Source organism: Pseudonocardia sp. CA-107938 (assembly GCF_050936315.1).
GTDB lineage: Bacteria > Actinomycetota > Actinomycetes > Mycobacteriales > Pseudonocardiaceae > Pseudonocardia.
Map to the genome: position 1 here is coordinate 3,256,417 of NZ_JBNJNA010000001.1, position 20,989 is coordinate 3,277,405.

The 20,989-nt window shown below is 73.0% G+C and carries 24 protein-coding genes; 9 read left to right on the forward strand and 15 right to left on the reverse strand.

Going from position 1 to position 20,989, the window contains the following annotated elements:
* The first annotated feature begins 65 nt into the window (after positions 1-65).
* A complete protein-coding gene (locus tag ACQEVB_RS16235) occupies positions 66-434 on the forward strand; it encodes a YciI family protein (protein ID WP_432971457.1) in 369 nt (122 codons plus the stop codon).
* Positions 431-1,678 carry an RNA polymerase sigma factor gene (locus tag ACQEVB_RS16240; RefSeq protein WP_432980388.1) on the forward strand — a complete coding sequence of 416 codons (1,248 nt, stop codon included), beginning with the start codon at positions 431-433 and terminating at the stop codon, positions 1,676-1,678. The genes ACQEVB_RS16235 and ACQEVB_RS16240 overlap by 4 nt, the downstream gene beginning before the upstream one ends.
* Before the next feature lie 91 nt (positions 1,679-1,769).
* Here ACQEVB_RS16240 and ACQEVB_RS16245 read toward each other — a convergent pair whose 3' ends face one another.
* Complete coding sequence (locus ACQEVB_RS16245; protein ID WP_432971459.1) at positions 1,770-2,261, reverse strand: MarR family winged helix-turn-helix transcriptional regulator; 492 nt, start codon at positions 2,259-2,261, stop codon at positions 1,770-1,772.
* 99 nt (positions 2,262-2,360) lie between these two features.
* Between ACQEVB_RS16245 and ACQEVB_RS16250 the strand changes: the two genes are divergently transcribed.
* Positions 2,361-3,014: an FMN-dependent NADH-azoreductase gene (locus tag ACQEVB_RS16250; RefSeq protein ID WP_432971462.1), complete on the forward strand. Its 654-nt coding sequence runs from the start codon at positions 2,361-2,363 to the stop codon at positions 3,012-3,014.
* Here ACQEVB_RS16250 and ACQEVB_RS16255 read toward each other — a convergent pair.
* A complete protein-coding gene (locus ACQEVB_RS16255) occupies positions 3,011-3,613 on the reverse strand; it encodes a trimeric intracellular cation channel family protein (RefSeq protein WP_432971465.1) in 603 nt (200 codons plus the stop codon). The two genes, ACQEVB_RS16250 and ACQEVB_RS16255, sit on opposite strands and share 4 nt — an antisense overlap.
* On the reverse strand, positions 3,610-4,359 hold the full coding sequence (locus ACQEVB_RS16260; protein WP_432971468.1) for a helical backbone metal receptor: 750 nt from the start codon (positions 4,357-4,359) through the stop codon (positions 3,610-3,612). The genes ACQEVB_RS16255 and ACQEVB_RS16260 overlap by 4 nt, the downstream gene beginning before the upstream one ends.
* Before the next feature lie 50 nt (positions 4,360-4,409).
* Between ACQEVB_RS16260 and ACQEVB_RS16265 the strand changes: the two genes are divergently transcribed.
* The gene (locus tag ACQEVB_RS16265) at positions 4,410-5,087 is read left to right on the forward strand and encodes a GNAT family N-acetyltransferase (RefSeq protein ID WP_432971471.1); all 678 of its coding nucleotides are present in this window, start codon (positions 4,410-4,412) and stop codon (positions 5,085-5,087) included.
* 29 nt (positions 5,088-5,116) lie between these two features.
* Positions 5,117-5,665, forward strand: a complete 549-nt coding sequence (locus ACQEVB_RS16270; RefSeq protein WP_432971474.1) for a dihydrofolate reductase family protein — start codon at positions 5,117-5,119, stop codon at positions 5,663-5,665.
* Here the strand turns inward: ACQEVB_RS16270 and ACQEVB_RS16275 are convergent.
* Entirely contained in the window at positions 5,650-6,564 is a 915-nt protein-coding gene (locus tag ACQEVB_RS16275; protein ID WP_432971477.1) for a LysR family transcriptional regulator, read from the reverse strand. The two genes, ACQEVB_RS16270 and ACQEVB_RS16275, sit on opposite strands and share 16 nt — an antisense overlap.
* Positions 6,565-6,632: 68 nt before the next feature.
* Between ACQEVB_RS16275 and ACQEVB_RS16280 the strand changes: the two genes are divergently transcribed.
* The gene (locus ACQEVB_RS16280; RefSeq protein WP_432971480.1) at positions 6,633-7,850 is read left to right on the forward strand and encodes an MFS transporter; all 1,218 of its coding nucleotides are present in this window, start codon (positions 6,633-6,635) and stop codon (positions 7,848-7,850) included.
* Here ACQEVB_RS16280 and ACQEVB_RS16285 read toward each other — a convergent pair.
* Positions 7,827-8,438, reverse strand: coding sequence for a TetR/AcrR family transcriptional regulator (locus tag ACQEVB_RS16285; RefSeq protein ID WP_432971483.1), 612 nt, complete (start codon positions 8,436-8,438; stop codon positions 7,827-7,829). The two genes, ACQEVB_RS16280 and ACQEVB_RS16285, sit on opposite strands and share 24 nt — an antisense overlap.
* 240 nt (positions 8,439-8,678) lie before the next feature.
* Between ACQEVB_RS16285 and ACQEVB_RS16290 the strand changes: the two genes are divergently transcribed.
* Positions 8,679-9,392, forward strand: a complete 714-nt coding sequence (locus ACQEVB_RS16290; RefSeq protein WP_432971486.1) for an esterase/lipase family protein — start codon at positions 8,679-8,681, stop codon at positions 9,390-9,392.
* 1 nt (position 9,393) lies between these two features.
* Here the strand turns inward: ACQEVB_RS16290 and ACQEVB_RS16295 are convergent, their stop codons facing one another.
* The 6 genes from ACQEVB_RS16295 to ACQEVB_RS16320 form a co-directional block, all read right to left on the reverse strand.
* On the reverse strand, positions 9,394-9,942 hold the full coding sequence (locus ACQEVB_RS16295) for a GNAT family N-acetyltransferase (RefSeq protein WP_432971489.1): 549 nt from the start codon (positions 9,940-9,942) through the stop codon (positions 9,394-9,396).
* Positions 9,943-9,955: 13 nt separating this feature from the next.
* Positions 9,956-10,543, reverse strand: coding sequence for a nitrile hydratase subunit alpha (locus ACQEVB_RS16300; protein WP_432971492.1), 588 nt, complete (start codon positions 10,541-10,543; stop codon positions 9,956-9,958).
* The gene (locus ACQEVB_RS16305) at positions 10,540-10,821 is read right to left on the reverse strand and encodes an SH3-like domain-containing protein (protein ID WP_432971495.1); all 282 of its coding nucleotides are present in this window, start codon (positions 10,819-10,821) and stop codon (positions 10,540-10,542) included. Before ACQEVB_RS16305 ends, ACQEVB_RS16300 begins: the two co-directional genes overlap by 4 nt.
* Positions 10,814-11,065, reverse strand: a complete 252-nt coding sequence (locus ACQEVB_RS16310) for a hypothetical protein (protein ID WP_432971498.1) — start codon at positions 11,063-11,065, stop codon at positions 10,814-10,816. The genes ACQEVB_RS16305 and ACQEVB_RS16310 overlap by 8 nt, the downstream gene beginning before the upstream one ends.
* Before the next feature lie 22 nt (positions 11,066-11,087).
* A complete protein-coding gene (gene icmF / locus ACQEVB_RS16315; protein WP_432971501.1) occupies positions 11,088-14,276 on the reverse strand; it encodes a fused isobutyryl-CoA mutase/GTPase IcmF in 3,189 nt (1,062 codons plus the stop codon).
* A 68-nt stretch (positions 14,277-14,344) separates the two neighbouring features.
* Positions 14,345-14,590, reverse strand: a complete 246-nt coding sequence (locus ACQEVB_RS16320; RefSeq protein WP_432971504.1) for a hypothetical protein — start codon at positions 14,588-14,590, stop codon at positions 14,345-14,347.
* Between the two features lie 85 nt (positions 14,591-14,675).
* On the opposite strand from ACQEVB_RS16320, the gene ACQEVB_RS16325 reads away from it, so the two are divergent.
* Positions 14,676-15,407, forward strand: coding sequence for a maleylpyruvate isomerase family mycothiol-dependent enzyme (locus ACQEVB_RS16325; RefSeq protein WP_432971507.1), 732 nt, complete (start codon positions 14,676-14,678; stop codon positions 15,405-15,407).
* A 75-nt stretch (positions 15,408-15,482) separates the two neighbouring features.
* On the opposite strand, the gene ACQEVB_RS16330 is transcribed toward ACQEVB_RS16325, so the two are convergent.
* On the reverse strand, positions 15,483-16,937 hold the full coding sequence (locus ACQEVB_RS16330; RefSeq protein ID WP_432971510.1) for a DHA2 family efflux MFS transporter permease subunit: 1,455 nt from the start codon (positions 16,935-16,937) through the stop codon (positions 15,483-15,485).
* Between the two features lie 114 nt (positions 16,938-17,051).
* Here ACQEVB_RS16330 and ACQEVB_RS16335 point away from each other — a divergent pair, with 114 nt between their 5' ends.
* Complete coding sequence (locus tag ACQEVB_RS16335) at positions 17,052-17,765, forward strand: TetR/AcrR family transcriptional regulator (RefSeq protein WP_432971513.1); 714 nt, start codon at positions 17,052-17,054, stop codon at positions 17,763-17,765.
* Between the two features lie 60 nt (positions 17,766-17,825).
* On the opposite strand, the gene ACQEVB_RS16340 is transcribed toward ACQEVB_RS16335, so the two are convergent.
* Genes ACQEVB_RS16340 through ACQEVB_RS16350 form a run of 3 tightly spaced genes read right to left on the reverse strand, consistent with a single transcriptional unit; the run spans position 17,826 to position 20,950 of the window.
* Positions 17,826-18,311: a GNAT family N-acetyltransferase gene (locus tag ACQEVB_RS16340; protein ID WP_432980391.1), complete on the reverse strand. Its 486-nt coding sequence runs from the start codon at positions 18,309-18,311 to the stop codon at positions 17,826-17,828.
* A gap of 20 nt (positions 18,312-18,331) precedes the next feature.
* On the reverse strand, positions 18,332-19,963 hold the full coding sequence (locus ACQEVB_RS16345; protein ID WP_432971516.1) for an alkaline phosphatase D family protein: 1,632 nt from the start codon (positions 19,961-19,963) through the stop codon (positions 18,332-18,334).
* Positions 19,964-19,990: 27 nt separating this feature from the next.
* Positions 19,991-20,950 carry an ROK family protein gene (locus ACQEVB_RS16350; protein WP_432971519.1) on the reverse strand — a complete coding sequence of 320 codons (960 nt, stop codon included), beginning with the start codon at positions 20,948-20,950 and terminating at the stop codon, positions 19,991-19,993.
* Between the last annotated feature and the right edge of the window lie 39 nt (positions 20,951-20,989).

Below are 20,989 nucleotides of genomic sequence, written 5' to 3' on the forward strand. Positions count from 1 at the left end.
GGGGTGACGGCTCCGACCGGGAGGTGCGGGCACCGCACGGGCCCCGGTCCCTGGAGGAGAACACGATGAAGTACCTGCTGCTCTTGCACAACAACCCGGAGTTCATCCGGTCGTTGCCGGCCGAGACGATGGAGAAGATCGAGAAGGGGCACGGCGACTTCATCGAGACCGTCCGAGCGTCCGGTGAGCTGATCGTCACCCAGGCGCTCGCGGACCCGTCCACCAGCCGGGTGGTGCGCGTGGCGGACGGGAACCGCGTCGTGACCGACGGGCCGTACCTGGAGGCCAAGGAGTACCTGGGCGGCTACTACATGGTCGACGTCGAGAACGAGGAGCGGGCGCTCGAGCTCGCCGCGATGATCCCCGACGCGAGCGTCGACGGGCTGGCCGTCGAGGTGCGTGCCGTCATGTTCAGCACCGGGGGCGACGTCTGACCGCGCCGGACCGCGCCGTCGGGGACCTGCTGCGCGAGCTCGCGCCGCAGGTCCTCGGCGTGCTCGTGCGCCGGCACGGGCAGTTCGACCACTGCGAGGACGCGGTGCAGGAGGCGCTCCTCGCGGCGGCGCAGCAGTGGCCGGCCGAGGGGTTGCCCGGCAACCCGCGCGGCTGGCTGCTCACGGTGGCCACGCGCCGGCTCACCGACGAGTGGCGCAGCGAGAGCGCGCGTCGCCGTCGCGAGACCGAGCAGGCGATCGCCGACCCGGAGTTCGGCACCGAGCCGCTCGCCCCGGCCCCGGACGACGTCGAGCCGGCCACGGACGACTCGCTGACGCTGCTGCTGATGTGCTGCCACCCGGCGCTCTCGGCACCGTCGCAGCTGGCGTTGACCCTGCGCGCGGTCGGCGGCCTCACCACCGCCGAGGTGGCGGCGGCCTGCCTGGTGCCCGAGGCGACGATGGCGCAGCGGATCAGCCGCGCCAAGAAGACCGTGAAGGGCGCGGCCGGCGGCTTCGCGCTCCCGGCGGGCGAGGCCCGGCTGGAGCGGCTGCCGGTCGTGCTCCACGTGCTCTACCTGATCTTCAACGAGGGCTACACGGCGACATCCGGCGACGACCTGCAGCGCCCCGAGCTGGCCGCAGAGGCGATCCGGCTGACCCGCGCCGTCGCGCGCGCCCTGCCCGAGGACGGCGAGGTCACCGGCCTGCTCGCCCTGATGCTGCTGACCGAGGCACGCGCCGCCGCGCGCACCGACGCCGCCGGCCGGCTGGTGCCGCTCGCCGAGCAGGACCGCACCCTCTGGGACGGTGCGCTGATCGCGGAGGGCGTCGAGCTGATCAGCCGGGCGCTCGCGACCTCGCCACTCGGGCCGTACCAGCTGCAGGCGGCCATCGCCGCCGTCCACGCCGAGGCGAAGAGCGACGCCGACACCGACTGGGCGCAGATCGCGATCCTCTACGGCCTGCTCGACGGCATGGCGCCCAACCCGATGGTGACGCTCAACCGCGCCGTCGCCGTCGCCCAGGTGGACGGGCCGCAGGCCGGCCTGGCCCTGCTCGCCCCCCTCGACGCGGACGAGCGGGTCGCGCGTCACCACCGGCTGGCCGCGGTGCGCGCACACCTGCTGGAGATGGCGGGCGACGTGGCCGCGGCCCGCGAGCAGTTCCGGGAGGCCGCCCGCCGCACGACGAGCCTGCCCGAGCGCGACTACCTGGAGAAGCGCGCGGCGGCGCTCGCCTGACAGGGCCGGAGACCGGCACCTCGCAGGGGTGAGGTCGTCCTCGCAGCAGGTCGAACCTCTGCGTCGACGTCGCAACCTCTGCGAGGACCGTCTAACAGGCGTCGGGGCCGGTGAGCTTCTCCGCCTCGGTGCAGGTGGTGTGCTCGTGGGTGGGGTCGGCGCCGCTGGCGAGGCGGTAGAGCAGCCTGCGCAGCACGTCGCGCTCGGCGGGCTCCAGGGGTTCCAGCAGTGCGTCCTCGGCTGCGCGCAGGGACCTCTGCATGGCGCAGAGTGTCGCGCTCCCCGCCTCTGTGATGGTGATCCGGCGGGCTCGCCGGTCGGCGGGGTCGGGGCGGCGCTCGATGAGCCCGGCCGACTCGAGGTCGTCGAGCAGGTAGGTCATCACGGTGCGGTCGACGCCGAGCTTGCGGGCCATCGCGAGCTGGCTCGGCGGCTCGCCGAGCGCGGCGATGGCGAGCACGTGGTAGCCGCGCGGGCCGCCGGGCAGCTCGGCGAGGAGCTGCTCCGAGTGCTCCCGGTAGGAGCGCAGCACCGCGAGCAGCGCCCAGCCGAAGTCGGCCTCCAGCTGCTGCGGTGTGGTCATGACCTCACTGTACGCGTCTGTGACGAACTTCTGTTGACACGATCGTCTGCAAGACAGAAGATCTGTACGCAAGCAGATACCGAACGGACTGGAGTCCCGATGTCCACCCTCCTGCGCATCGACAGCAGCATCCGCGGCGCCGCCTCCGTGACCCGCGCGATCGGCGACACCCTGCAGAGCAGCTGGCAGGCCGCGAACCCGGACGGCACGGTCGTCCGCCGCGACCTCGCCGCCGAGCCCCTGCCCGCGTCCGCCTGGACGAACGCGGTCATCGCGTCCCAGACCCCCGAATCCGACCGCACCCCCACGCAGCGGGCCGCGCTCGCGCTCGCGGCCGCCGTCGCCGACGAGGTGCTCGCGGCCGATCTCGTCGTCGTCGGCGCCCCGCTCTACAACTACGGCGTGTCCGCGCACCTCAAGTCCTGGATCGACCTCATGGTCGTCGACCCCCGGTTCGCGCCCGGCTCGGCGCCGCTGACCGGGCGTCCGGTGGCGCTTGTCGTCGCCCGCGGCGGCGGGTACGGGCCCGGCGCCCCGCGCGAGGGCTGGGACCACACCACCCCGTACCTGCAGCGGATCTTCGCCGAGGTCCTCGGCGCCGACCTCACCCTCGTCGACACCGAGCTCACCCTCGCCGACATCAGCCCCGCCATGGCCGAGCTGCGCCCCCTCGCCGCGCAGCGCCTCGCCGAGGCCCACCAGCGCGCCGACGAGGTCGGCCGCGAGCTCGCCAGGACGACGGTCGCCGCCTAACGGGCCACCGGCACGTTCCAGTGCCGCCACAGCGCCAGCACCCGCACGACGGCGACGAGGGCGGCCGCCGCCAGCGCAACGGGCACCGGCGGTAGCGCCAACCGGTCCCCGAGCACCACGACCAGCGCCCCCAGCGCGGCCGCCACGGCGTACACCTCGCGCCGCAGCACGGTCGGGATCTCGCGCAGCAGCACGTCCCGCAGCACCCCGCCACCGATGCCGGTGATCACCCCGACCAGCGCGGACGTCACGGCCGGGGCGCCGGCGGCCAGCGCCACCGACGTCCCGGTGGTGACGAACAGGGCCAGGCCGAGCGCGTCGGCCAGCTGCACCGCCCGGCGCAGCCGCGCGACGGCGGGGTGCCAGCGGAACACCAGCAGCGCGACCGCCGCCGGCACCACCAGGTACTCCCACTGCCGCAACGACGTCGGCGGCGTGATGCCCAGCAGCACGTCGCGCACCACCCCGCCGCCGATCGCGGTCACCGCGGCCAGCACCACCACGCCGAACACGTCGAGCTTCGCGTGGACCGCCGCCAACGCCCCGGAGGCGGCGAACACGGCCACGCCCAGCAGGTCGAGGACGCTCACGACGGTCATGCGAGCGCGCCCGGCAGCACCACCGCCGCCTCCTGCAGGCTCGGCCCGTACCAGGTCAGCAACCGGCCACTGACCAGCCGCGACGGTGCCGCGAAGTACTGCGGCCCGTCGTCGGCGGTGAACGCGTACGGCTCGTCGGGCAGCACGGCGAGGTCGTGCGGCGGCAGGTCGGCGGGGTCGAACCGCGGGTAGCGCTCGTCGGCGTCGGCGAGCACGTTGTCGATGCCGAGCCGGGCCAGCACGGCCCCGGTGAACGTGTCGCGACCCACGGCCATCCACGGCTTGCGCCAGATCGGCACGACGGCCCGCCGCCGGACGGCAGGCGTGGGCAGCGCGGCCCACGCCTGCTCCGCCGCGTCCAGCCACGCCGGACGGTCGAGCCGGCAGGCCGCGAGCATCCGGGCCAGCGAGTCGAACGCGCCCTCGACGGTGCGCACGTCGGTGACCCACACGGGCACGCCGGCAGCGCGCAGCGCGTCGAGATCGGGGAGCCGGTTCTCCTCCTGGTTGGCCACCACCAGGTCGGGACGCAGCTCCACGATCGCGGCGACGTCGGGGTTCTTGGTGCCGCCGATGCGCGGCACGTCGAGGTCGGCGGGGTGGGTGCACCAGTCGGTGGCGCCGACGAGCAGACCCGGCGCGGTGACGGCGACCGCCTCCGTCAGCGACGGCACGATCGACACGACCCGCCCGACCTCGGACGGGACGGCGACCACGCGCCCCTCGTCGTCGGTGAGATCCGCCATGCGCGGCACCCTACGGGGAATGTCTCGGGCGTCCGGTGGTTGGCGTTGGTGTGGGTGATCATCCGCTGGACAACCCCGCCTGGTCGGCGTTGACGGGTCCGCATGCCGGCATCGCCGAGCGCAGCGGTGTCGCCGTGCGCTACCCGGCGGACGTGTCGCCGTTCGGGGGCCTGCCCGCCGACCCGGACGCCGACGCCTGGGCCGGGTTGGCCGAACTGGCCGGGACCTCCGTCGTGGTGCTGACCGGCCCGGAGCACCGGCCGCCGGCCGGGTGGCGCGTCGTCGAGGCGATCCCCGGCGTGCAGCTCGACGGTTCCGCGGTCGCCGGCGCGCCCGAGCCGGAGGCGGTCCGGCTCACCGAGGCCGACGTGCCCGAGATGCTCGACCTCGTGCGCCGCACCCGACCCGGCCCGCTGGAGAAGCGCACGTACGAGCTCGGCACCTACCTCGGGATCCGCCGCGGCGGAGCCCTCGTCGCGATGGCGGGTGAGCGGATGCATCCGCCGGGCTGGACGGAGATCAGCGCCGTCTGCACCGACCCCGAGCACCGCGGCCAGGGCCTCGCCGGGCGGCTCACCCTCGCCGTGGCCGCCAACGTGCGCGCCCGCGGCGACGTGCCGTTCCTGCACACGGGTGCGTCGAACGCGCCGGCGATCCGGCTGTACGAGTCGCTCGGGTTCGTCCTGCGCCGCACCACCTCGTTCGTGGCGGTGCGGCCCGACCGATGAGTCCGGCCGGCCCGGCTGGTCACCACTGCATGCGAACACTCGCGATCACCCAGAACATCACCGTGGACGGGGCCGTCGAGATGCTCGATCCCTGGTTCGACCCCACCGCCCAGGCCGGCGACCGTGCCGCGCACAACGCCGCGCTGAGCGCCCGCTGCGACGCGATCTTGCTCGGCCGGCAGACGTTCGAGGACTTCCGCGGCTACTGGCCGAAGCAGACCGACGACCGGACGGGCATCACCGACGAGCTCAACCGGACGCAGAAGTACGTGGTCTCCTCGACGCTCGGCGACCCGGAGTGGCAGAACTCGACGGTGCTCGACCACGGCTGGCGCGACCAGGTCCGCGACCTGAAGGCGGCCGACGGCGGCGACATCGTCGTGGCCGGCAGCATCCGGCTCTGCCACGCGCTGCTCACCGACGGGCTCGTCGACGAGGTCCGGCTCTACGTCTTCCCGGCCGTGCAGGGCCGCGGCCGCCGCCTCTTCCCGGACGGCTACGCCGTGAAGGAGCTGCGCCCGAAGGAGTGCACGGCCTTCGACGACGGCGTCCGCTACCTGAGCTACGCGGTCCAATGAGGTGCCTCGGGCCACCTCGACCGGACGATCGTCCGTAGGGCTGCCGCCGGCGGGGGCAGCGTGTGGCCGGCCACCGTGACCAGCGCGATCGGGCGGGTCGCCCGGAGGACCGGCACCTCCACCGTCTCGCCGGCGATCGGGTGGGTCGCGGCGGGGAGCAGCGCCACCCCGAGGCCGGCGCCGACCAGCCCGCGCACCGTCTCGACGTCGCCGCCCTCGAAGGCCAGCCGCGGCCGGAAGCCGGCGGCGCGGGCGAGCCGTTCGAGGGTGCCGCGCAGCCCGTACCCGGGCAGGAACCCGACGAACGGCTCGCCGGCGGCGTCGGCCAGCTCGATCGACCGGCGGTCCGCGAAGCGGTGGCCCGCCGGCACCACCAGGTAGAGCGGCTCCTCGCCGAGCAGCTCGACGTCGACGCCGGTGTCGTCGGGAGCGGGCGAGGTGAGCGCGAGATCGACGTCGCCCGCCCGCAGCCGATCCAGCAGGATCCCGTGGCCGCCCTGCACGAGGTCGCAGCGCGCGTGCGGGTGCGCCGCGCGGAAGTCGCGCAGCAGGCCCGGCACCGTCGACGCGCCGAGCACGGACAGGAACGCGAAGCCCACCCGGCCACGGATTGGATCGGCCTCGCCGCGGATCTCCTGCACCCCGGCCACGATCTCCGCGGCCGCCCGTTCGACGTGCCGCAGCAGGATCCGCCCGGCCCGGCTCAGCCGCAGTGTGCGACCGGAGCGCACGAACAGCTCGACGCCGAGATCGGCCTCCAACCGGGCGATGCCGCGGGAGAGCGTGGACTGCGGGACGTCGGCGTCGAGCGCCGCCCGCGTGACGTGCTCGGCGTGCGCGACGGCGAGGAACCGGGCCAGGCGCGGGGCGGTCGCGGCCAGCGCGTCGGCATCATCCATTTCTGCATCATCGATCATCCGAACATGCATTGGACGCATCACCAGGCCGCGACCTAACGTCGTTGCCGATGGCAACGATCGTCGAGGGACACGTGCGCGGCACCGCCGGCTACCGGCGGCTCGGCCGCGCGCTGTGGTGTGCGGGCGTGGCGATCTTCACGCTGGTCTACGCCGTGCAGGGGCTGCTGCCGGCGCTGGCGACGGAGTTCGCGGTCAGCCCCGCGACGGCGAGCCTGGCCCTGTCGGCGACCACGGGTGCGCTCGCGCTGGCCGTCGTCCCGCTGTCGGCGGTCGCGGAGAGCTTCGGCCGGGCGCGCGTCATGTCCGCGGCGCTGACGGTCTCGGCGGTGTTGGCCCTGCTGGCGCCGCTCTCCCCGACGTTCGGCGTGCTGCTGGCCGTGCGCGCGCTGCAGGGCGTGACGCTCGCGGCGCTGCCGGCGCTCGCGATGGCGCACCTGACCGCCGAGGTGGCACCGCGGCACCTCGGCGGGGCGGTCGGGCTGCTGATCGCCGGCAACACCATCGGCGGACTGTCCGGTCGGCTCCTCGCCGGTGCCGTCGCCGAGCTCGGCGGCTGGCGGGCCGGGCTCGCCGCCGTGGGCGTGCTGTCGCTGGCCTGCACGCTGGCGTTCCGCCTGCTCCTGCCCGCGCAGCTCACGCCGAACGTGCCGCGCACCCGGCTGCGCGACCTCGGCGCCCCGCTGCGCCGCCACCTCGCCGACCCGGCCCTGCTGCGGCTGTTCGGGATCGCGTTCCTGCTGATGGGCGCGTTCGTGAGCGTCTACAACTACCTCGGGTTCCGGCTCGTCGCGGCACCCTTCGGGCTGTCCGCCGGGACCGTCGCGCTGGTGTTCCTCGGCTACCTCGCCGGGTCGTGGACGTCCTCGCAGGCGGGCCGGCTCGGGGATCGCATCGGGCGGCGGCCCGTGCTGTGCGGGGCTCCGCTCGTCGCGGTCGGCGGCGTCGCCGTGACGCTGCCCGACGTGCTGCCGGTGGTGCTCGTCGGGCTCGTGCTCGTCACCGTCGGGTTCTTCGGCGCGCACTCCGTCGCCAGCTCGTGGGTGGGCCGGCGGTCGGCCCTGCTCGCCGGCGGGGTGCCGGCGGTCGCGGCGGCGCAGTACCTGTTCGGGTACTACGCCGGGAGCAGCGTCGGAGGCACCCTCGGCGGCATCGCCTACGGGCTCGGCGGCTGGCCCGCGGTGGCGGGCTACGTGGCCGCGCTGCTGGCCGGTGCGCTGGTGCTGGCCGTCGGGGTGCGGCCGTCAGTCCTGCGGGCCGGCCAGTAGCAGCAGCACCTTCCCGAAGAGCTCGTCCGGCACGGCGTCGGGGTCGATGCCCGACTCCACGGCCAGGCCGTTGCTCAGCGCGAACAGCACCACCGCCAGCTCGTCGGGCGGCAGTGGCAGGCGCAGCCCGGTCTGCTCGGAGAGCCGGGCGATGCCGCGCGCGACGGCGTCCCGCGCCTCCCGGCGCCGCTGGCGCAGCCCCTCGCGTCGCGCGGGGTCGTGGTGGGAGAGGGCGAAGTACTCGGCGAGGATGCGGTGCCAGGCCGCGTCCACCCGCATCGCGCGGACCAGCACCGCACCGGCCGCGAGCAGGGCGCTCTGCCGGTCGGTCGCGTCGGTGATCTCCGCCAGCGATCCGGTCAGCCGGGCCATCGCGTGCTCCTCCATCAGGGAGAGCACCAGGTCGTCCTTGCTGGCGAAGTTCGAGTAGACCGCGCCCTTGGTCAGGCCGGCGGCCTCCGCGACCTGCGTGATCGAGGAGCCGGCGATGCCGCGCTCGCCGAAGACGGCGAACGCCGCGTCCAGCACGCGCCGGCGGGTCTCGGACCGGGTGGGCCGGGTCCGTGCCTCGCGGATTCCTTCTGGCAAGTCGGCGTACCTCTTTGCGTTCGTGGTCGTTCCAGTAGTAGCCGGAGACTCGATACCGGTCGGTATCGTCGCTGATGACGGGGGTCGGACGCCATGCGTTCATGGTCGGGTCGAGTACTTGCACTGATCGTTGCGGTGGTCTGGCTCGCGGTCGGGGCGGGCCAGGCCTCCGCTGCGCCGACCGGAGGCGGGGTCAACGACCCGGCGTGCACGCCAGGATCGGCTCACCCCAATCCGGTGGTGCTCCTGCACGGACTCGGCGCCACATACTACGAGGACCTCAACGTCCTGCAGGGCTGGCTCGCCGCGCGCGGCTACTGCACCTTCGCATCGACCTACGGGGCGTACCCCGGCTTCCCGTTCGTCGGGGGTCTGCGCGACATCGACGAGTCGGCCGCGGAGATCGCCGCCTACGTGCGGCAGGTCCGGCAGTGGACGGGCGCGGAGAAGGTCGACCTCGTCGGCCACTCCGAGGGCGGCTTCCAGTCGCTGTACGTCACCAAGACCCAGGGCATCGCGGGCGACATCGGCAACGTCGTCGCGATCGCACCGCCCACGCACGGCACCTCGTTCGCCAACCTGATCACGCTCGCGAACCTGCTCGGCGCCAAGAACGGCGTCGACCAGGTGCTGCGGCTCTTCGGCTGCGTCCCGTGCACCCAGCTCACCAAGGGCGGCTCGGCGATCACGAAGATCGAGGACGGGCCGATCGCCCAGGAGGGCGTCCACTACACCGTCCTCACCTCGCGCTACGACGAGCTCGTCACCCCCACCGAGACGTCGTTCGTGCGCGAACCCGGCGTGGTGAACCAGTACGTGCAGGACTTCTGCCCGCTCGACCCCGTCGGGCACATCGGCGAGGCCTATGACACCAACGTCTGGAACATGGTGGCGAACGGGCTGGAGGGGCAGCCGGACCGCAGGTTCGTCTGCACCGCCGGATCACCCGGCTGAGTCACCGCGGGTCGGTGGCCAGCACGCCCATGACGTACTCGTCGTGCCAGCCACCGTCCCACCACAGCACCTCGCGGCTGCGGCCCTCCACCCGGAACCCGCACTTCTCGTAGACGCGCCTGGCCCGCGGGTTGAACGCGAACACCGTCAGCGAGATCCGGTGCAGCCCCGCCGCGAAGCCGTGGTCGAGGGTGAGCCGGGTGATCTCGGTGCCGTAGCCCTGGCCGAGGTGGCCGGCGGCCAGCGCGATGCGGAAGTTGCACCACGCGTTGGCCGGGTCGTACTGGTTCAGCACGGCCTCGCCGAGGAACGCGCCGTCGGCGATGCGGATCGCCGCCCAGTCCACGCGATCGACCTGGGCGGCGCGCGTCGCGAGCCACTCCCGGATCCGCTCCGGCGCGTGCTGCTCCGCCGAACCGGTCAACCGGCCGAGCTCGGGGTCGGCGAGCATCGCCAGGTAGTCGACCAACACGGCCTCGGTGAGGGGCTCCAGCCGCACCCTTTCCCCGATCTGCACGGGTTGGTCGCGGAAGAGGTCGGGCGGCAGCACGGTCGCGAGGGTCTCAGACCGCGGCGGTCCCGATCAGCCCCTCGCGGGTGACCAGCGCCGCGAGCTCCGCCTCGGCCAGCCCGGCGGTGCCGGCCGGGCGCATCGGGAGCACCATGTGCCGGCTCTCGGCGCTGGTGTCGTGCACGACGATCTCCGTGTCGGCGGGCAGCGTGAGGCCGAACTCGGCGAGCACCGCGCGTGGCTCCCGCACGACGCGCGCCCGGTACGCCTCGCTCTTGTACCAGGACGGCGACGGCCCGAGCAGCCCGATCGGGTAGCACGAGCACAGCGTGCAGACGAGCACGTTGTGCGTCGTCGGGGTGTTCTCCACGACGGTGAGCCGCTGCGTCTGCGGGCCGGTGCTCATCGAGAGCCCGAGCTCGCCGAGCGCGGAGTTCGCGTCGGCCAGCAGCCGCTGGCGGAACGCCGGATCGACCCAGGCACGGGCCACGACGCGGGCGCCGTTCGCCGGCGACCCCGACAGGATCTGCCCGATGATGCCGTCGAGCTGGGCGTCGTCGGTCAGCCCGGCGTCGATCAGGCGCTCCTCCAGCCGGCGCACCCGTACGGCGATCTCCGAGCTCGAGTGGTGCCCACTCATGACGCGGCCTCCAGGTAGGACTCCCACAACTCCACCTGCACCCAGTGCCCGCCCGACGAACCGAAGAGCTGCTCGGCCGGGAACCGGACCGTGTAGACCGGCTCGATCCGCGGATCGCTGATCCCCTGCGCACGCTCGTCCGCGAGCGGCCAGGTGCCCTGCACCTCGACGACCTCACCGACGTGCCCGCGGGCGTAGCGCGGGACCCGGGTGTGGTGCGCCGGATCCACCGGCCGGGCGCGCACCCGGTCGCCGAGCGCGAACCGCGGCTCAGGCATCGGCCGTCAACGTCTCGACGGCGAACAGCCAGCGCTCGTAGTACGAGGCGGCGAGGTACGCCGCGGGCGGCATCCGCTCGATCGCGTCGCGGAACTGGTCGAGGTTGTAGACGCCCTTCCGCAGCATCGCGACGTTGAGGGCGTACACCCGCGCCTCCCAGTCGGCGTGGAACGGGGGCTCGTCCGGTTCGACGACGATCGACCCGAAGCCCGACTGCCCGCCCACGTCGTTGACCCGCGACATGGTCCGCAGCGTAATCCCGGAATCACATGTTGCGCCGGTACTGCCCGCCCACCTCGAAGAACGCCTCGGTGAGCTGACCCAGCGAGCACACCCGTGCGGCCCGCATCAGCTCGTCGAAGACGTTGCCCTCGCCCGTCGCGACGTCCTGGAGCCGGCGGATCGCGGCCTTGGCCTCGGTGCTGTGGCGGGACTGGAAGTCGGCGAGCCGGTCGAGCTGGCTCTGCTTCTCCGCCTCCGTCGCACGGGCCAGCTCGATCTCCTGCGGTGCCTCGTCGCTCTCCGGCTTGGTGAACGTGTTGACGCCGATGATCGGCAGCGTGCCCTCGTGCTTGCGGTGCTCGTAGAGCATCGACTCGTCCTGGATCTTGCCGCGCTGGTAGCCGGTCTCCATCGCGCCCAGCACGCCGCCGCGCTCGGCGATCCGGTCGAACTCCGCCAGCACCGCCTCCTCGACGAGGTCGGTCAGCTCGTCGATCACGAACGAGCCCTGCAGCGGGTTCTCGTTCATCGAGAGACCCCACTCGCGGTTGATGATCAGCTGGATGGCCATCGCGCGGCGCACCGACTCCTCCGTCGGTGTCGTGACGGCCTCGTCGTAGGCGTTGGTGTGCAGCGAGTTCGCGTTGTCGTAGAGCGCGCACAGCGCCTGCAGCGTGGTGCGGATGTCGTTGAAGTTCATCTCCTGCGCGTGCAGCGACCGTCCCGACGTCTGCACGTGGTACTTTAGCTTCTGCGACCGCTCGTTCGCGCCGTAGCGCTCCTTCATCGCGACGGCCCAGATCCGCCGCGCGACCCGCCCGATCACGGAGTACTCGGCGTCCATGCCGTTGGAGAAGAAGAACGACAGGTTGGGCGCGAAGTCGTCGATGGCCATGCCGCGCGCCAGGTACGACTCGACGTAGGTGAACCCGTTGGCGAGCGTGAAGGCGAGCTGGCTGATCGGGTTCGCCCCGGCCTCGGCGATGTGGTAGCCGGAGATCGACACCGAGTAGAAGTTGCGCACCTTGTGGCGGATGAACCACTCCTGGATGTCGGCCATCATCCGCAGGCTGAACTCGGTGGAGAAGATGCAGGTGTTCTGGCCCTGGTCCTCCTTGAGGATGTCGGCCTGCACCGTGCCGCGCACGTTGGCGTAGGTGAACGCCTCCAGCTGCTCGCGCTCGGCCTGGTCGGGCTCGCGGCCCTCCTCCTCGCGGAACCGGTCGATCGTCTGGTCGACGGCGGTGTTGAGGTAGTAGGCGAGGATCGTCGGCGCCGGCCCATTGATCGTCATCGAGACCGACGTGGTGGGCGAGGTGAGGTCGAAGCCGCTGTAGAGCACCTTCATGTCGTCGAGCGTCGCGATCGAGACGCCCGAGGTGCCGACCTTGCCGTAGACGTCGGGGCGGGTGTCGGGGTCGCGGCCGTAGAGGGTGACCGAGTCGAACGCCGTCGAGAGGCGCTTGGCGTCGGAGTGCTCGGAGAGGATGCGGAAGCGCCGGTTGGTGCGGAACGCGTCGCCCTCGCCGGCGAACATGCGGGCCGGGTCCTCGCCCTCCCGCTTGAACGCGAACACGCCCGCCGTGAACGGGAAGCGGCCCGGCAGGTTCTCCTTGCGGAGGAACCGCAGCAGGTCGGCGTCCTCGGTGACGGTGGGCAGCGCGACCCGGCGCACCTTGCTCCCGGAGAGGGTCTCGCGGGTGAGCTGCGTGCGGAGCTGCTTGTCGCGGACCTGCACCACCATCTCGTCGCCGGAGTAGTCCTCGACAACCTGCGGCCACGTGTCCAGCAGCTCGGCCGCGTCGGCGGGCAGCGCCTTCTCCGCCTCCGCGAGCGCCGGGTCGACGGCCTCCCCGACCAGCTCCCGCGCGGTGCGCAGGTGCTGGCGGGTGCGCGCGGCGGCAACGGCGCGCTCGGTCGCCTCGTGGTAGCCGCGCACGGTCTCGGCGATGTCGGCGAGGTAGCGGGTGCGGTTCGGCGGGAGCACCGCGGCGTGCGGCGCGGAGGTCTTGCGCTCGACGTGCGGCAGCCGACCCTGGACGTCGTCGCCGAGGAGGAGCCTGCGCAGGTGCTGGTAGAGCGCGGTGACGCCGTCGTCGTTGAACGTCGCGGCGCTGGTGCCGTAGACCGGCATGTCCTCCCAGCTCTGCCCGAACGCGTCGCGGTTGCGGACGAGCTGGCGGCTCACGTCCCGGCGGGCGTCCTCGGCGCCGCGGCGCTCGAACTTGTTGATCGCGACGACGTCGGCGAAGTCCAGCATGTCGATCTTCTCGAGCTGCGACGCGGCGCCGAACTCCGGCGTCATCACGTACAGCGAGTGGTCGACGAACGGGACGATGCCGGCGTCGCCCTGCCCGATGCCGGGCGTCTCGACGATCACCAGGTCGAAGTCGGCCGCCTTGAGCACGGCGATGGCGTCAGCCAGCTGCTCGGGGAGGTTCCCGTCGTTCCCGCGGGTCGCCATGGAACGGAAGAACACGCGCTCGCCGAGGGAGTTCATGCGGATGCGGTCGCCGAGCAGCGCGCCACCGCCCTTGCGCCGGGTCGGGTCCACCGCGAGCACGGCGATGCGGAGCTTGTCCTCCTGGTCGAGCCGGAAGCGGCGCACCAGCTCGTCGGTGAGGGAGGACTTGCCGGAGCCGCCCGTGCCCGTGATGCCCAGCACCGGCACGTCGCGGCGCGGGGTCAGGTCGAGCCCGTCCGGGAGCTTGCCGGTCTCGGCGAGGGTGAGCGCACGGGCCAGTACGGCCTGCTCGCCGGTGTAGAGGCCGTCGAACGAGGCGGGTGCGGTCGCCGTCAGGTCGACGTCGCACTCCCGGATCATGATGTTGATCATTCCGGGGAGTCCGAGCTTCTGGCCGTCCTCGGGGGAGAAGATGCGCGCCACCCCGCGGGAGTGCAGCAGCTCGATCTCGCGCGGCACGATCACCCCGCCCCCGCCGCCGTACACCTTGACGTGCCCGGCGCCGCGCTCGCGCAGCAGCTCCACCAGGTAGGTGAAGTACTCGACGTGGCCGCCCTGGTAGGAGGAGATGGCAACGCCCTGCACGTCCTCCTGGACGGCGGCGTTCACCACCTCGTCGACGGAGCGGTTGTGCCCGAGGTGGATCACCTCGGCGCCCTGACGTTGCAGGATGCGCCGCATGATGTTGATCGCGGCGTCGTGGCCGTCGAAGAGGCTGGCCGCGGTGACGAACCGGACCGGGTGCGCGGGCACGTGCAGCTCTGCCATGCGATTTAGTTTGATGTCCTAGTATCGGACGTGCAAGTGATGCCGTCGGACGTCACATCGGGGAAGGGTCAGGCAGCGGCGTCGAGCTCGGCCGGCTCGCTCGCCTGCGTCACCTGGGGCGCGGGACGCCGGCGCAGCCGCGTGCCGACCGTGTGCACCAGCACACCGGCCAGCGCCAGCACGAAACCGGCCACGATGATGGCGACGACCGCGGCATCCGGCGCCACGATGCCGATGGCCAGTGAGACGGGCGGCCACCAGAGCAGGGCACGCAACGGATCGGGGATCGACCACTCCCGGGCGTCACGCCGCATGGCGAGTTCCTACCCGATCTGGTGCACCGTCAATCATTCGGGGTAGGACTCACACCGGAGCGTGATGCGGCGCTACCGTGCAGGCGTGGATCACTCAACGCTGCTGGTCTCCGAGAACGCCGCGTTCGCCCAGGTCATCCGCGGTGCGGACCCCGCCGTGCCGATCCCGACGTGCCCGGGCTGGACGATCCGGAAGCTGGCTGCCCACATCGCGCGCGGCGACCGGTGGGCCGCCACGATCGTGCGCACCCGCGCCGACGCGTACGTCAACCCGCGCGACGTGGCCGGCGGCGAGCAGCCCGACGACCGCGACGCCGAGCAGGACTGGGTGCGCGGCGGGGCGCAGGCGATCCTCGACGCCGTCGCGGAGGTCGGGGGCGACACCGCGGTCTGGACGTTCACGGGCCCGAAGCCCGCGTCGTGGTGGATCCGGCGGCGCCTGCACGAGCAGACCGTGCACCGCGGCGACGCCGCCCTCGCACTCGGCGTCCCGTACGAGATCGCGCCGGACGTGGCCGCCGACGGCGTCTCCGAGTGGTTCGGGCTGCTCACGGCCCGTCCGGAGAGCCCGTTGCCGGAGGGCGTGACGCTGCACCTGCACGCCACCGACGACGGTCTCGGCGAGGCAGGGGAGTGGGTGCTGCGCGGCACCGCGGCCGGGCTGGAATGGGAGCACGGGCACGAGAAGGCCGACGCGGCCGTCCGCGGCCCGGCGGCGAACCTCCTGCTGGCGGTGATGCGCCGCTCCCGGGAGGGCGTCGAGGTGCTGGGCGACGCGACGGTGTGGGAGCACTGGCTGGAGCGCACCGGCTTCTGACGTCACCCAGCCGGCGGCCACCTCACACAGGTTGCACCCTGTGTGAGGTGGCCGCGCGCTGTGTGACGTCGACCGTCAGACGGGGACCTCCTCTTCGCGGGCCCGCCTCGGCAGCAGCCAGGCCAGCACGACCGAGCCGGCCATGAGCGCGGCGGCGAGCCACAGGACCACGGTCACCGCGCCGGGCGCGTCGCCGGCCTCCAGCAGCCCGAAGAACACCGTGCCCAGCACGGCCGTGCCGGCGGTGGCGCCCAGCTGCTGGTTGGCGTTGAGCACGCCCGACGCGGAGCCGACCATGTCCAGCTCGACGCCGGCGAGGGTGATGTCGAAGAACGGGGTCATCGCCATGCCGACGCCGATGCCGGTGACGAGCAGCGCCGGGGCCAGCTCCCAGCCGTGCAGGCCGGCGCCGGTGGCGGTGAACGTCGCGATCGTCCCGGCGATCCCGGCCACCGTGACGACCGCGCCGATCTGGATGCACAGCCGCCCCAGCTTCGGCCCGAGCCAGGCACCGGCGAGGGTGGCGCCCACAGCGATGCCGAACGCCCAGGGCGCCTGCACCAGGCCGGCCTGCAGCGGGGTGAAGCCGAGCGTGAGCTGCAGGTGCAGGCCGAGCGCGAACGCGAGCCCGGTCAGCGAGCCGAAGAGCACCAGGCCCAGCACGAGCCCGCCGGTGAAGGCGCGGCTACGGAACAGCCCCGGCTCGACCAGCGGCGCCCGCCCGGCGCGCGAGCGACGCACCTGGTGCACGCCGAAGATCGCGAGCACCGGAACGGACACCACCATCATCGCGATGGTCCAGGTCGGCCAGCCCAGCTCGCGGCCCTCGACGAGCGGGTAGACGAGCAGCGCCAGACCGATGCTGACCAGCACGAACCCGAGCGGGTCCGGGCGCGGGCTGCCCTCCGCGCGCGACTCCGGCAGCACCTTCGCGGCGAGGACGAACGCGGCCAGCCCGACGGGCACGTTGATGAGGAAGACGGTGCGCCAGTCGGCGCCGGCCGGGTTCCAGGCGATCAGCGCGCCCGCGACGACGGGGCCGGCGACCGCGGCGAGCCCCATGACCGGCCCGAACACGCCGAACACCTTCGGCAGCTCGGTCTCGGGAAAGGTCGCCTTGATGATCCCGAAGCCCTGCGGGATGAGCAGGGCGCCGAAGAGCCCCTGCAGCACGCGGCTGGTGATGAGCATCTCCGGTGAGCCGGCGAACCCGCACAGTGCGGAGCTGACGACGAACCCGACCAGGCCGACGAGGAACATCCGGCGGCGTCCGTAGAGGTCGCCGAGCCGCCCGCCGGTGATGAGCCCGACGGCGAACGCGAGCGTGTAGCCGGCGGCGATCCACTGGATGGTGGCGCCGTCGCCGCCCAGGTCGGCGCGGATGGAGGGGGCGGCGATGCCGACGACGGTGGCGTCGAGCAGGTCCATGATCTCGGCGCCGAGGATCGCGACGAGGGCGAGCCAGCGCCAGCGGTAGGGGCTCGCGGGGTCGGGGGGCGCCGCGACGGCGGCGGAAGGTGCGGTGCTCATGTCCGGCTCCTGTGGAACGCTGTTCGTTGACGAACGATGTTCTACACCGGGGTCGTCGCACTGTCAAACGGCGTTCGCTAGCGAATGGCGTTCGTTGCGGGTTACCCTCTGCCCATGACCGACCGCGACCCCGCCGAACCCGCCTGGTGGACCCCGCGCAAGCCGATGCGCCGGCACGGCCTCTCCCGGGCGGCGATCATCGAGGCGGGGCTGCGCGTCGTGCGCAAGGAAGGCATGGACGCGCTGTCGATGCGGCGGATCGCCACCGAGCTCGACACCGGGCCGGCGTCGCTCTACGCCCACGTCGCCCACAAGGACGAGCTGCTGGAGGTGCTCTTCGACGAGGTCGCCGGCGAGATCCCGCTGCCCGAGCCGGACCCGGCCCGGTGGCGCGAGCAGGTCACCCAGCTGTGGGTCGACTCCCACGCGACGATGCTGCGCTACGGCGACATCGCCCGCTTCGCGATCGGGCACGTCCCGGTCGGCCCGAACTCGATGCGCCTCGCGGACCTCACGATGACCCTGCTGCGCCTAGGTGGGGTGCCCGACCGCGCCGTGGCGTGGGCGGTCGACGTCGTGGGCGGCTTCGTCACCGTCCGGGCCGTCGAGGACGCCACGCGCGAGGACGCGGCCAAGGACCCCGCCTTCTACCGGCGGTACGAGGAGTACTTCGCGGGTCTGCCGGCCGACCGGTTCCCGGTCTCGGCGTCGCTCGCCGCCCTCCTCACCACCGGCAGCGACGTCGAGCGGTTCCGGTTCGGGCTGGAGCTGCTGGTGGGCGGCCTCGCGGCGCTCGCAGTCGCACCAGGCGGCTCACGCACACCGTGATGCGCCGACGCACACGCCCGAACGTGTGCGCGGGCGCACGACGCTGTGCGTGAGCGGCGTTCAGATCAGGTCGTCGACCACCAGGTCCATGAGCACCCCGTCGTGCCAGCTCCCGTCGGCGCCGCGTTCGTAGGCGCGCATGACCCCGACCTCGCGGAACCCGGCCCGCGCGCAGCTGCGCACCGCACGGGTGTTGGTGGCCGCCGGGTCGATGGTGACGCGGTGGTGCCCGTTCGCGAAGAGGAACCGGGCCAGCGCGCGGAGGGCGTCGCTGCCCAGGCCCTGGCCCTGGAAGTCGGGGTGCAGGGCGAGGTCGAGCGCGGCGTGCCGGTGGTCGGGGTCGGTCTCCTCCCGGTAGAGGATCAGTCCCGCGACCTCCCCGGCGAGCTCGATCGCGTAGCAGTGCGGGCCCAGCAGCTCCCGCCGGACGCGTTCCAGGTCGTAGCCGCCCCACCAGGCGGCGATCGCCGGATGGCCGAGGATGTCCAGGAACAGCCGGATGTGCTCGGCGGTGACCGGCCGCAGCACCACGGTCTGGCCGGCGATCGGGCCCGGGTCGGTACGGATCACGGGGCGAGCTCCAATCGGGTGCGCTCGACGAGCGATGCGGCGGTGACGGGTTGTTCGAACACGGCCGCGGCGCTGCGGCCGTCGAGGCGCAGGGTGGCGATGGTGTTGCCGAAGAACGGGCCGGCGATCTTCGTCCAGGTCACGCGCTTGGGCTGGGCGCCGGCACGGGTGGCCCAGGAGTCGGTGAGCCGGGTGGCCAGGCGCGACCACGCGGCCCGGAACCCGATCGGCACGAACCACTGCAGCTTGTTGTGCACCGGCGAGCACACCAGCTGGTGGACGGGTGCGGCGCCCGGCTCCGCGTCGGCGGGTTCGGCCTTCGCCGCATAGCTGTGGTGGACGTCGCCCGACAGCACCGACACCGACGCCACCCCACCCGACGCCGCTCGCGCGATCAGCGCGGTGAGGCGGTCGAACGACGTGCGGAAGGCGGCCCAGTGCTCCAGGTCGGCGGCCTGGCGGACCCGCTCGGCGAGCTGTCCGCGCCGGCCCGGCTTGCCGGCGGCGATCTCGTTTACCGTCTCCAGCTCGCTGATCGCGTGCGGCAGCAGCCACGGCAGCGAGGTGCCGAGGACGAGGTGGTCGACCTCGCCGAAAGCGCTCACCTGCTGCTCGATCCAGTCGAACTCGCCGTCGCCGAGCATCAGGTGCTGGCCGTCGTCGAGGATCCGCCCGTTGCGCGAGTCGATCATGACGATGCGGGTGCGGCCGACGTCCCAGCGGAAGCTGAACCGCACGCCCTTCGCGCCGTCGGTCGCAGAGTCGATCACAGCGTCGGCGCGGTCGGCCAGTGCCTCCAGCAGCGGCCATGCGTCGCCGTCGTGCTCACGCAGTCGCTGCCAGTCGGGGTCCGCGGCCAGCGCCTCCGGGGAGAGGTTCCCCAGGTGCTGGAACACCCAGTACGACGCCAGGGCCGACCGGATCCGGGTCTGCCACCACGACGTCGCGCGCATCTCGTCGCGCCAGGCCGCCGACGTGTTCCAGTCGTCGCGCACGTCGTGGTCGTCGAAGATCATCGCGGTGGGGACGGTCGAGAGGATCCAGCGGATCTCCGGGTCCGACCACGCGTCCGCGTACAGGCCGACGTACTCGTCGAAGCCGACGATCTCGTCGTCGGGCCAGTCGGGGTGGCGGTCGCCGCGCGTTGCGACGCGCCTGCGGTGCTGCGGGGTCAGCTCGTCGGCGTAGACCTGGTCGCCGAGCAGCAGCAACGCCTCCGGCCACTCGTCGACCGGGGCGCGGGCCATGCGCGCGGAGTACGCGTCGAGCGCGTCGATGCCGAGTTGACGGGACAGCCGCCGATCGGCCACCTTCGTGTACCGGCAGGACCCGAACACGAGCTGCGCCCGGCCGGCGGTCTTCGGCCCGCGCGTCGGGATCACGCTCTGCGGGTACGGGCTCGACGGCAGCGGCCAGACCCGCTCGCCGTCGACCTCCACGGTGTAGGGGGTGCGGGCGTCCGGGCGCAGACCCGTGACGGCGACGAGGGCGAAGTGGTGCCCGGCGACCTCGAACGTCCGGGTGGACGAGCCGAGCACCGTCACGGTGGCCGCGGCGCTCGTCTGCACCCACACCTGCGCCGTGGTCTCGCCGACGTGTCGCAGGACCGGACCGAGGACGAGTGACACGCGTCTCACACTACTGAGGTACGAGCCTCAGCTGTCGTCCATCGCCAGCAGCGCCGCGCCGATCATGCCGGCCGCCCCGCCGAAGCTCGCCGGGACGATCGGGGCGATGCCGCGGGCGGTGGGGGCGTAGGCGTACTCGCGGGCCGCGATCCGGGCCGGGCCCAGCAGCAGGTCCCCGGTCTCGACCAGGCCACCGCCGACCACGACGGCCTCGACCTCGAAGATGTTGGCCAACGACGCGATGCCCACGCCCAGCCAGCGCCCGAGCCGGCCGAAGAGCACCTTCGCCGTCTCGTCACCCTGCTCGACGGCCTGCAGCACGGTGTGCCCGGTGACCCCGCCGTTCTCGCGGCCCAGCCGCGCGATCAGCCCGTCCGGGTCGTCCTCCGCGGCCTCGCGGGCCATCCGGCCCAGGGCCGTGCCCGAGGCGTAGGCCTCGAAGCAGCCGTGGTTGCCGCAGCCGCAGCGCGGCCCGTCGGGGTTGAGGATGATGTGGCCGAGCTCCGCGCCCATGCCGGTGGGGCCGCGGTAGATGCGGTCGTCGAAGACCAGCCCGCCGCCGATGCCCGTACCCACCGTGATCAGCACCATGTTCGGGTACGGCTCGCCCAGCCGGGCCTCGGCCAGCGCGGCGACGTTGGCGTCGTTGTCGACGCGCACCGGCAGCCCGGAGAACTCCTCCAGCTGCGCGCGCACCGGCCAGTCGCGGTAGGCGTTGTTGGGCGCCCACAGCATCACGCCCTCGGGCCACCTGACGATGCCGGCGGCGCCGACACCGATCGCGACGACGTCGTCGTGCGCCGTGCGCAGCTGCTCGATCAACCGCTGCAGCACCGCGGTGACGGCCTCCGCGGTCGACTCCGCGGGCGTCGGCTCGGTGAGCTCCTTGAGGATCGTGCCGCGTTCGTCGACGACCGCAGCGGCGATCTTCGTGCCTCCGACGTCCAGCCCGATCGCCGTCCTGCCACCTGTCGCTGTGCCCGCCACGATCGCATGATGCCACGTCGCATTGATCGATCAAGGTTC

Coding starts and splice junctions, on each gene's coding strand:
- ACQEVB_RS16280 (WP_432971480.1), top strand. CDS start 6,633: ATGGCAACGATCGTCGAGGGACACGTGCGCGGCACCGCCGGCTACCGG.
- ACQEVB_RS16335 (WP_432971513.1), top strand. CDS start 17,052: ATGACCGACCGCGACCCCGCCGAACCCGCCTGGTGGACCCCGCGCAAG.
- ACQEVB_RS16310 (WP_432971498.1), bottom strand. CDS start 11,065: ATGTCGCGGGTCAACGACGTGGGCGGGCAGTCGGGCTTCGGGTCGATC.
- ACQEVB_RS16255 (WP_432971465.1), bottom strand. CDS start 3,613: ATGACCGTCGTGAGCGTCCTCGACCTGCTGGGCGTGGCCGTGTTCGCC.
- ACQEVB_RS16260 (WP_432971468.1), bottom strand. CDS start 4,359: ATGGCGGATCTCACCGACGACGAGGGGCGCGTGGTCGCCGTCCCGTCC.
- ACQEVB_RS16270 (WP_432971474.1), top strand. CDS start 5,117: ATGCGAACACTCGCGATCACCCAGAACATCACCGTGGACGGGGCCGTC.
- ACQEVB_RS16275 (WP_432971477.1), bottom strand. CDS start 6,564: ATGGATGATGCCGACGCGCTGGCCGCGACCGCCCCGCGCCTGGCCCGG.
- ACQEVB_RS16245 (WP_432971459.1), bottom strand. CDS start 2,261: ATGACCACACCGCAGCAGCTGGAGGCCGACTTCGGCTGGGCGCTGCTC.
- ACQEVB_RS16330 (WP_432971510.1), bottom strand. CDS start 16,937: ATGAGCACCGCACCTTCCGCCGCCGTCGCGGCGCCCCCCGACCCCGCG.
- ACQEVB_RS16320 (WP_432971504.1), bottom strand. CDS start 14,590: ATGCGGCGTGACGCCCGGGAGTGGTCGATCCCCGATCCGTTGCGTGCC.
- icmF (WP_432971501.1), bottom strand. CDS start 14,276: ATGGCAGAGCTGCACGTGCCCGCGCACCCGGTCCGGTTCGTCACCGCG.
- ACQEVB_RS16235 (WP_432971457.1), top strand. CDS start 66: ATGAAGTACCTGCTGCTCTTGCACAACAACCCGGAGTTCATCCGGTCG.
- ACQEVB_RS16300 (WP_432971492.1), bottom strand. CDS start 10,543: ATGAGTGGGCACCACTCGAGCTCGGAGATCGCCGTACGGGTGCGCCGG.
- ACQEVB_RS16250 (WP_432971462.1), top strand. CDS start 2,361: ATGTCCACCCTCCTGCGCATCGACAGCAGCATCCGCGGCGCCGCCTCC.
- ACQEVB_RS16305 (WP_432971495.1), bottom strand. CDS start 10,821: ATGCCTGAGCCGCGGTTCGCGCTCGGCGACCGGGTGCGCGCCCGGCCG.